Here is a 10391-nt window from a genome sequence, read left to right on the forward strand (position 1 = left end):
CCCCCAACCCCCTCCCCGCAGGCGAGGAGGGGGCTATGAGGCGATCGCCATATTTATCTTTAAATCTCCCAAATCTTAAAAAAGAATATGAATTTAGTTCCGGCTAGCGATCGCACTAAAAAGCGAGTTTTCCCTTATGCTGCTATTGTGATCGGTCTTACCGCAGCCTTGTTAAATTCTGCATCTCTGGCACAATCAACAAGAGGAAATACTTCCGATCCATCGCCCTTACCACAAGCTTATCTAGATGCAGTAGAGGATGCAAAAATTGCCGAACCTCGTAAAATTTATCGAAATCTGACTCCGATTGTTTCGTATAACTCCGATCTGAAATGGGACAAAAGCCGGGTTTTAGTAGTAGCTTGGACAAGCTTTCCTGGATATGCAGATAATTTGGGTAAAGTGATGCTTTTATCACGCGATTTATGGGTTACGGCTGTTCCAGACTTACAAAAATTTTGCAAAACGTACCGTACTACTAGCCCAATATCTTTAGAGTATCGACTGAACCAATTATTGGGTTTGCCTCCAGACTCCGCAACTACAACCAGATATATAGTTGAACTTTGGGTAGAACCGCGATCGCTCTTTCGTCCTAGTCGAGATCCTAACATTAGCGATCGTGAAGCAGAAGTGGAATTTCCTTCACCTAACGCCTTTGAGTCAATCTCAACTAGCTATCAAGATTGGTTTACCCAGCAATTTAAGAGCCGCTACGGTTCACCAAGTGACTCATCAACTACCGTTGTTCATTATCCGTGGACACAACTAGGATACACTTATGACTGGGGAAGTCAAAGTGATTGGCAAAGCCTCGATGCCAAGCGATCGCCTCACGTTGGTTTAAGCGAATTCGTGATTAGAGAATGGTCACAAGTAAGTGTTAATTCTACGCAAAGCGCTAAAGAGTATTGTAAATAAGAGACTTGCAACAAGAGAAACAGGGACTGTTATACATTGATAGCGGCGCATTTAGCCGTTTTGCCCAATTGCTAAGTACAACATTTGATTAATTCGTAGCAAATTAAATTTGGCAATACCTTGCAATGCCAATGCGTGCCTCTGCAATGCCAATGCGTGCCTCTGCAATGCCAATGCGTGCCTCTGCAATGCCAATGCATCCCTCTGCAATGCCAATGCGTGCCTCTGCAATGCCAATGCATCCCTTTGCAATGCCAATGCATCCCCCTGCAATGCTAATGCATCCCCCTGCATTAAAAACGCTACGCTTATTATGCAAAACTAAAACTGTACTAAAAACAATTTTCTCCTAACTGTTCGCAAGCAGCAATACTCACCCAGCTACTAGAACCATCTCGCCAAATTTCTTTTTTCCATATAGGTGCGTTGTGTTTGAGGGTATCAATAGCATATTGACAAGCTTCAAACGCCTCACTCCGATGAGGACAACCCACTGCTACTAAAACGCTAATTTCTCCAACTTGCAAACGTCCGGTGCGATGATGAATCACTACCCGATTCACATCAGAGGTAGATAAGCGAATATCAGCAGCTATTTGATAAAATACCCGCAATGCCATAGGTTCGTAAGCTTGATACTCTAGAGCAATCACAGGTTTACCATCAGTTTGATTGCGAACTACTCCACTCATCAGAACCACAGCACCGTTGGCTGGATCGTCAGACTTGGCATAGATTTCTTCAAGAGACAATGGTGCAAAGCTAATGGCAAAACTATCTTCGGCTCTTGGTTTAACAGCAGAGTTAAGTGTAGTTGTCATAAGTGCATTTTTATTTATGTGGGCTTTTTCTATTGTCCATAAAAAAAGTGGTATTCATTTCTAAATAATGAATACCACTTTGTATTTTTTCAAAATTCCTGATGAGGGAGATATTTTAACCAGGTAGAGTTAGCCCAGTCACAGCGATCGCACCAGCGATCGCACTAGCTGCAAGGGAAGTTATAGCTGTCCCAAATATCCACCAAGCAGCATTCGCAACGGTTTTTTTGCTTTCTTCAGCTTGCTTTTTAGCTTGATGTTGGATAGCTTTCAAACGTTTTTGGGTTTCTTTCTGGATGCGTTCGGCTCGTTGTAATACGCCATCCCGCGCTGATTCTATTTGATCGATAATGCGATTAGCGTCTGCCTCAGAGATATCTTTACGAGAACTTATGACAGCAACTAAGGTGTCACGATCGAATTCACTGAGGCGATCGCGCAATGCTTCAAATCCAGCTTGCGGATCGTCAAATACTTTGGCAAAGTCTTGCTTAATGCCTTCATAGTTGAGTTCGGAACGATCCAGGGAGTTAAGATAGTTGCGAACTTTACCAAAAACTCCATCCAGCACTGATTGCACCCTTTCCTGGATCTGCTGAAACTGTTCGACAATGGAACTGCGAACTGAATCAATTTGATCCACAATTCGGTTAGCTTCTTCTTCTGAGATATCCTCACGTTGGGATAACAGCGCCACAATTGTCGAACGATCGAATTTCGAGGCGCGATCGCTTAAACTTCCAATTCCAGCGCGAGGAGAAGACAGCAGCAATTGCAAATCGCGTTTGATTCCTTCAGGATTGAGTTCGTCTTTGTTGGTATTACGCAGATATTCTTCAAGATTGGCTTCAAAATCTAAAGCTGCTTGAGTGGTACGTTTTGCTAAACGTTTTGGCGCTTTGATAATATCACCAATGGCATCTTGGGCGCGATCGATGATCTGATTAACTTCCTCTTGGCTCAAGTCTCCGCGCTGACTGACAAGTTTAACTAAGGTTTCTCGATCGACATTAGATAAGCGATCGCGCAGTGCTAAGGCTCCAGCTTTGGGATCGTCGAGTAATTTTTCCAAATCGCTTCTAATACCTTCTGGATCGAGTTCTTCCAAGTTGGTATTGCGGAGATATTCTGCGATCGCTTTAGTAGTTTTTTCGTACTGTTCTTTCGCCTGTTGCGGTACTTGCAAAATACTATCTCGGACTGATTCTAGCTGATCGAGAGTTTGGTTTACCTGTTCTTCGCTCAAATCTTGACGCTGACTGAGCAATTGTACCAATGTATCGCGGTCAAATTGCGCTAGGCGCGATCGTAACAAGCTAATTCCAGCTTGCGGATCGTCTAGTAAAACTTTAAACTCACGTTTGATGCCTTCGGGGTTGAGTTCGTCTTTATTAGTATTCCGCAGATAGTCTTCAACTCTTTGGCGCAGTTCATCGGCTTTCGCTTTTGCTTGTTCTTGCAATTCTCTAGCGCGATTCAAGACATTATCGCGGTTGCGTTCGAGTTGACTAACAATATTATTAGCTTCCTCTTCGCTGATATCTTGACGCTGACTGAGCAATTGTACAAAAGTATCGCGGTCAAATTGTCCGAAGCGGCTAGTTAAATCTTCAAAACCAGCTTGTGGATCGTCTAGCAACTTGGCAAAGTCTCGTTCAATACCTTCAGGGTTGAGTTCTTCTTTCCCCGTCGAACGCAGATAATCTTCGATGCGCGTGCGGAAATCTTGCCCTTTTTCTCGCGTTTCGGCCTGTTTTACAGTCTCTAAAACTTCCAGGCGATCGCTTTCCATTTGTTCGGAAATTTCTTTCACTCTGGCTTCACCCAAATCGCCTCGCTGCTTTAGCAAGTTAGTGAAATATTCTTGATTTATTTCTTCCAACTCCCGTCTCACAGTTGTCGGATCTGCATTTACGTCATAGATAACTTCTTTAAATTCATCTACGAGGGTAATTCGGTTAAAGTGCCAAGGGAACGAATTCAATATGTAGTCTTCGACATCTGCCTTAATCGCGTTTTCAAGTGATATTGGCAATTTTGCAGATACTTGCTTAGTTGCTTGCTCTCTAAACTTTTGAAATTGTTCTGTGACTCGATCGACATCGACATCTTGAACTTTTTCTTTCAGCTTTTGCAACTGAGTTGTAATTTTGCTGACATCAATATCAGAAAGGTTGATCCGCTCCAAAACGGCTGGTGCAGCAGCGCTCAAGCCGTATCGAATAGCTTGCTTAATTACACCATTGCCATTACCGCCTCCAACTGTAACCAGTTGTTGAAGCCGTTCGCCCAATTGCTCGGAATTAAGTTCTTCAGGAGTAGCAGATTTAAGTAAATTAATTACTTGTTCTGTGGGATTTTGACTATTCAAAGCTTGTTGCCAAGCACCTTGAAATTGGTCAGCAATGCCATTGATATCTTCTTTAGAAAAATCTGTGCGACTGCTGATTAAATCAATAAATGTTTGGCGATCGATGTTTTTTAATAGGTCGCTGTTCGCCACAGATTGCAAATCTGTATCTTTAAGAAGCTGGTCAAATTGGGTGCGAATTTCTTTAATATCCAGCTTTGGCAATTGCAGAGAACCTAAAGAACTTTGGAGCGTATTTTTAATTCCTTCAGGATCGAAACCTGAAGTTAATTCCCGTCGGACTGCGGCTGTAATATCTTCAGCCGTAGAAACTAACTCTTTTTTCGCAGCATTAGCACCGATACCAGCAGTTGCTGTACCCATCAAAGCTTGAAAACCAGAAGTTACAGTATTAGAAATAGAACCAACTAAAGAACCTACTGCTGATGAACCCAACCAAATTACTAATGAAAAATAGGTAGACCAGATGACTACACCAATAATTGCACCTAAAAATGCACTTTCGATTAGGCTAAGTTTTACTGCTAAAAAACAAGCAATAAATAATGCAATACTAACCGTTATTAACGCCCAAGCACCAACTTTAGCTTGACCTTTACGAATTGTCTTACCCAAACTTTCCGACTCATCATCAGAATCTGAGTCAATTTCCCAAGATGAAATTCCAACAGCAACTGAAAAGTTTGTCAATAATAATTGAAAGGCAAATGCCATCAAAACCCCAGCCAGCAATGCTACCAAGAATTTAGGCCCAGAAAAAAGAACTGATGCTTCTTCTGGAGTTAGTGCTTCCTGAGCTAAAGTTATCGGCACTAACCCAAAAGGCAACCAGTTACATCCCAAAATACTTAAAACACCTTGAAACATTGTATTTTCTCACTTGCAATAAATTAAATAACCATTGCAGTAAATGGCTTTAATTATCAGCTTAATTATCATTTATAAAAGCTGACACTTTCTTAGGTAATAGTTTTTTTTGCCAAAAGTTGTATTTTTAAATAATAAATGCTTGGTTATCCTTTTTCCAATTTTTGTTGCATTCTAGAAAAGAAGTGTTTTTAGATAAAAGTAATATTTATAAACTTATTGATTGCATCTATGTACGTGGTAGGTTCTAAATAGATGATTCACGGTGCTGAACGGTAGAGGATAATACCTTTTATATTAATATTTAGCAAAAATATTTAAAACTACAACGATCGATCTCTAAAGTTTTAGAAAAAATAAAATATTTTATGTTTGAGATTTATTTACTCATTTAGATAAAAATACCTATGTCTAATGATAGAGAAAAAAATTCTTCCAAGCGATTGATGAAACAAAAACAAAAACATGCATTAATAAGGGTATTACAAGCTATAAATTTGTTGAATAATTTATTTTTGCTGAGGAGAAAAGATAATGGTTGTGGGTGTACATAAACGTGGTGTAGGTGTATTCTCTAATCGCCGAGATGTAGAACACGCGCTACATGAATTAAAAAAAGTCGGTTTTGACATGAACAGAGTCTCTGTCATTACGCAAGATGGAGACAAAGATGATATTGCTGGGGCTGAAGTGCGCGATCGCGTCGGTGATAAATCTGACGATGGCGCTAAACTAGGAGCCGCTACTGGCGGTGCTTTGGGCGGATTAACTGGCTTATTAGTCGGTCTTGGAACTTTGGCAATTCCTGGAATCGGGCCAATTATGCTGGCTGGAGCCGCAGCAACAACCTTAGCTACAACTCTCGCAGGTGCTGGTATTGGTGCAGTAGCAGGTAGTTTGCTCGGTGCATTAATTGGTCTAGGAATTCCTGAAGAACGAGCTAGAGTCTACGACGAACGTGTGAGACGAGGACACTATTTAGTTATCCTTGATGGCACAGATACAGAAATCGCTAGAGCAGAAGCAATTCTCCATCAGCAGGGTGTCGAAGAGTTTGGCATTTACGACAACCCAGATGCTAGAAATGCTGATTATGTTGCTCCAACCCCTAATGTTAATGCGGCTCATACTGGTGTTGCTAAACGCGCGATTGGAGTCTTTTCTCATCGCCGAGATGCGGAAACAGCACTTACAGAATTACGAGATGCAGGTTTTCCTTTAAGTAGAGTCTCCATCATAGCCAAAGATGCAAACGGTCAGGGAATCGCTGGTGTAGATGTAGATAGAAACGTTGGTACAGGTAATAAAGCAGACGATGGTGCAAAAGCTGGAGCAGCTACAGGCGGAGTCGTAGGTGGCTTGACTGGCTTATTAGTTGGACTTGGAACTCTAGCAATTCCTGGAATCGGGCCTGTGATTGCTGGTGGTGCAGTAGCAACAGCTTTGGCGACAACCTTAGCTGGTGGTGCGATCGGTGCGGCGGCTGGCAGTATTGTTGGCGCACTTGTTGGCTTAGGGATTCCTGAAGATAGAGCGCGAGTTTATAGCGATCGCTTCCAAAAAGGCGACTACTTGGTAATTATCGATGGTACCGAAGCTGAAATCCACCAAGCTGAAAAGATTCTCAAACATCGGGGAATTGAAGAGTTTGCGATCTATGATGCCACTGAAATTAGCGAACATCGCCCAGGTTTAGACCGGGTAACGCATCACGACACAGCAGCCGTTAATAGTGGCACCAGTTACTCAACACAAACCGATCGAGACGATCCTTCTGTAGTCATTGTTGACCGTCGTGACGAAGTACTTTAATTTAAAGTAGCTGTCACTCATTACCCAAAATTGCAGGAGCAAGAATTTTAAAACTTTGCTCCTGACTTAAAAAACTTGCTCCTCCTTTCAGCCGTAAATATCAACAAATTTCACTTTCGATTGCAAATTAAACCTATGCAAAAGCTTACCCCCTTCTTAATTAGCGGTCTTTTAGTTTTTGGTGTTGCTGCTTGTGATAACGCTTCTAAAACAAGTGAATCTGCACCCAATAATCCTAATGAGGCTCCCCAAACACCAACTGCAAAAATAACACAAGCTTCTCAACAAGACGCGCAAAGTGAAGTTCGCAGAAAACAACTTGATGCTGATATTCGCGCCCGCGAACAGCGTAATAATACAACTGGTGGCGATACACAAAGAGCCAAAGGAGACTTATCAAGTGAAGTTCGCTCCAAATTAGAAGCTAACATCCCCAAAGGTCAACTAACAGTTAATGCCACAAAGGATGGAGTTGTGACTATTGGAGGAACTGTCAGCAATCAGCAGGAGTTGGCTAAAATTGAAAAATTAGCGAAGGAAATCAAAGGTGTCAAAACTGTAGTTGTTAAAGCAACTGTTGCCCCACCAAAAAACTGAGGTAACTAACAATAAATTCCAGAGAGTAGGTAGACAAAAATAAATTTAGATGCTCCTGCTCAGTCTTAGTAGTCAGTTAGTTATACTTATCACTTCCTGATTACTAAGAATTAAAAACTGACGTTCTTAATAATTATATTTATTGATGCTCAGTTCCATTACACAAACTATTGTACTTACCGCGAATAAAAACTATGGAAACCGGACAACAGCAACGTGAATCCATCAACACCTCCTTATCACAAGGTACGCTAGCAATTGAAGGTGTTGATACTGAAAACTTACCAAAATTACCACCAGCTTCTGAACCTGAATCTCAATGGCAGCAAATTGGGAGGCAGGTTTCTCACTTTTTAGAGCAATTACCCGAATATTTAGGTAGCTTTTTTAAGGAATATAAACAGCCTCTAATAACTTTTGCTTTAATTTGGGCAGCAATTGTTACAGCCAAAATAGTATTAACACTATTGGATGCAATCAATGATATTCCACTACTATCACCGCTACTTGAATTAGTTGGAATTGGTTACACAAGTTGGTTTATTTCCCGTTATCTATTGAAGGTTTCAACTCGGCAAGAATTAGCCGATGAAATTCAATCTCTAAAAAACCAATTTCTGGGCGAATAAATTTCCAACCATTAAGCTTAGATAATATGGTGGAACTTTGCTTAACCTTAATCAGGGGCTTAAGATAAGAGCATTAAGCCCCTTTTTAATATTGGTAACTATCAGTATTTATATCCAAAGGGATAGAAGATAGCGTTATACTTAACCTTTAAATCACTTCTAAAGATAGTAGATTTGAGATTAAAAACAGCCTAATCTAGGTTTTGAAGTTATTCAATAGATTTTTTAACGAGGACATAAATTATGGCTAATGAAGCAGTTAAGAGAGATATAGATTCATCCGATAGAGCCGAATCAAATACATACGATCGCGGCATTATCCCAGCTGAGACTGCTGCTCGAATGGAAAGAGAAGGAGATAAGTACAAAACACTCCCCACAGAAGAAGGGGAAGCAGATGCACTTACTGACGATCAAAGCGATTCAGAAAGTATACGCACCACTGACGGCTATACTGTGGACAAAGAAGGTTTGTCTAATAATTATGCAATTGAACCGGAAATGTACTACGAAGAACCGGGTGATGCACGCAAACAAGCAGCAGAGGAAAAGGCAGCACGTATTGAAGAACTCGGAGAAGTTAATCAAGACGAAGAAGGTAAGTTAACCGACAAGGGTGACAAACGCGGTAGAGGCCCAGGAGTAATTTAATTAACACTAATCCTTTTTACTAGGTGCAATCACACGTAATTAGGCGAAATAAATAGGTATTTATGTAGAGACGCAATCATTGCGTCTCTACTTTTATGAGGTTTAACACTAAATAATCAACGGTTCGAGTTCGCTATTATGCCATTGTCGCTGATGCCATTCGGCAACCAAAGGACGGACAATAAACTTAGGCTGTCTATCGCCTTTAACATCAATACGTAAACCTGAATAAGGTCGTCGCTTCAGAGAACCTTGACCGTTGCGACCAATGAAGAGATGCGATCGCGCCACTAATCTATTTTCATTCCCAAAAGTCTCCATCAAATCTGCTCCCTCAATCCGTTGGCGGCGCAAACTAAACCCGCTTCCACCACAAACAAGCCAGTGGATATGAGCATCAGCGTGTCCTGTATCCATTGTCTCTAAGTGTTCTAAGCAGTGGGCGTGACCATTTAACACCAAGTCAACCAAAGGACGGCCCTGATTTAAGGAACCGATTTCTTTAGCTACTGCATCCAGCACACCACGGAAGCGATCGCGAACGCTCAAAGTTTGTGCTTGCTCCCATTTTGTCGCCTCAGTTACGTAAGGAGGATGATGGAAATAAATCACCCTTCCCCGAACTTCTGAATTATTCCAAGATTCAATTAATCTTTGCTTGAGCCAGTCTAATTGTTCGATATCAGTCTGCATTGTTTTGTCACTGGCTAATTGCTTCTTGATATCAACAATAATTTCTTCGATTTGCGATAGCTTGGCGTGCAAGTCGTCTAATTGGTCGGCTTCAATGGGGTTTTCAGGACGAAGCTTGGCTGAGGTTTCAATGATTTGCTGCTTTTCTTGCTCTAAATCTTCCCGACGCTTTTCTAAGATTTTGCGATCGGCATCACCTTGTTTTGTTTTAGGCAGGGGTGGCGGATCGTTAAATGTATTAGAATCTAAGGCAAAGAAATCAATCCCGCCATAGCGAAAAGTATAGTAGCGATTGGGAAGGCGGGTAAAATGCCCAGGTTCGTACTTCAAACAACGACCTGTATCTGTCTTACCTGTGTAGTACTTATCTAAATGGTTAGTTAGCTCTCCTGGAAGCTGCAACGCCTTCAGATAGTCTAGAAAAGCCCGTGCGTAAGCCTCACCAGTTCCTGAGCCATGTAAGGCTACATCTAAGTCTAACCGCGATCGCAATAGGCGACGAATCGGTAATGTTGTTAGAGATGCCAAGCTCAACAAAATGGGCAAGTTATAGTAATCGTGGTTTCCCGGTACTGGTAAAATAGGCAGCTTAAAAATCATCTGGTCATAAGCAATCCGTTTTGGATGCTCTCCCCCCAAGATAAACTCTCGGTAAGGCTCGATGAAATTCTGCTGATAGTATTCACTCGACCCCACTAAATAGATTACATCCCCGGTATGCAGCATAAACCGGGATTCATCGTGATGGGGCAACATCAGTTCAGCTATCTGTCGCTGGGGATTGTGTCCCCGATGCCTACCAGAACCACTATCACCCACAACTAAAAATGAGAATTCTGAATCGTCTGTTTGTCCATCCTCTAACATCAGGCGAGTTTGGTCGATGTTCCGTTCCACAATTAACGGATCTTGCCACTTTACTCGCTGATTCATCTTACGAATTTTGTTAGCGATCGCTGGATCTGATACAAGTTTCAATGCAACATACTCCTGAATCTTGAATAGCAGGGGAGCAGGGGGTAGGGGAGC

Annotated in this window: 9 protein-coding genes; 5 read left to right on the forward strand and 4 right to left on the reverse strand. The window is 41.7% G+C overall.

Translation table 11 applies throughout. The features are described 5' to 3' along the window. Positions 1-87: 87 nt before the first annotated feature. The gene (locus CDG77_RS31740; RefSeq protein ID WP_094333188.1) at positions 88-921 is read left to right on the forward strand and encodes a hypothetical protein; all 834 of its coding nucleotides are present in this window, start codon (positions 88-90) and stop codon (positions 919-921) included. 103 nt (positions 922-1024) lie between these two features. On the opposite strand, the gene CDG77_RS31745 is transcribed toward CDG77_RS31740, so the two are convergent. The 3 genes from CDG77_RS31745 to CDG77_RS31755 form a co-directional block, all read right to left on the reverse strand. After that, positions 1025-1240, reverse strand: coding sequence for a hypothetical protein (locus tag CDG77_RS31745; RefSeq protein ID WP_094333189.1), 216 nt, complete (start codon positions 1238-1240; stop codon positions 1025-1027). Positions 1241-1253: 13 nt separating this feature from the next. Beyond that, positions 1254-1742, reverse strand: coding sequence for a molybdenum cofactor biosynthesis protein MoaE (locus CDG77_RS31750; RefSeq protein ID WP_094333190.1), 489 nt, complete (start codon positions 1740-1742; stop codon positions 1254-1256). A gap of 115 nt (positions 1743-1857) precedes the next feature. Continuing rightward, positions 1858-4980 (reverse strand): hypothetical protein, encoded by a 3123-nt coding sequence (locus tag CDG77_RS31755; RefSeq protein WP_094333191.1) that lies wholly within the window; start codon positions 4978-4980, stop codon positions 1858-1860. A 534-nt stretch (positions 4981-5514) separates the two neighbouring features. Between CDG77_RS31755 and CDG77_RS31760 the strand changes: the two genes are divergently transcribed. The 4 genes from CDG77_RS31760 (at position 5515) to CDG77_RS31775 (ending at position 8669) form a co-directional block, all read left to right on the forward strand. Further along, on the forward strand, positions 5515-6792 hold the full coding sequence (locus CDG77_RS31760; RefSeq protein WP_094333192.1) for a histidine kinase: 1278 nt from the start codon (positions 5515-5517) through the stop codon (positions 6790-6792). A gap of 135 nt (positions 6793-6927) precedes the next feature. Next, a complete protein-coding gene (locus tag CDG77_RS31765) occupies positions 6928-7389 on the forward strand; it encodes a BON domain-containing protein (RefSeq protein WP_094333193.1) in 462 nt (153 codons plus the stop codon). A 194-nt stretch (positions 7390-7583) separates the two neighbouring features. Further along, positions 7584-8018 carry a CAAD domain-containing protein gene (locus tag CDG77_RS31770; RefSeq protein ID WP_094333194.1) on the forward strand — a complete coding sequence of 145 codons (435 nt, stop codon included), beginning with the start codon at positions 7584-7586 and terminating at the stop codon, positions 8016-8018. A gap of 243 nt (positions 8019-8261) precedes the next feature. After that, a complete protein-coding gene (locus CDG77_RS31775; protein WP_094333195.1) occupies positions 8262-8669 on the forward strand; it encodes a hypothetical protein in 408 nt (135 codons plus the stop codon). Between the two features lie 108 nt (positions 8670-8777). Here the strand turns inward: CDG77_RS31775 and CDG77_RS31780 are convergent, their stop codons facing one another. Beyond that, positions 8778-10340: a metallophosphoesterase family protein gene (locus CDG77_RS31780; RefSeq protein WP_094333196.1), complete on the reverse strand. Its 1563-nt coding sequence runs from the start codon at positions 10338-10340 to the stop codon at positions 8778-8780. Positions 10341-10391: the final 51 nt, after the last annotated feature.

The sequence above is a fragment of the Nostoc sp. 'Peltigera membranacea cyanobiont' 213 genome (assembly GCF_002245975.1).
Taxonomy (GTDB): domain Bacteria; phylum Cyanobacteriota; class Cyanobacteriia; order Cyanobacteriales; family Nostocaceae; genus Nostoc.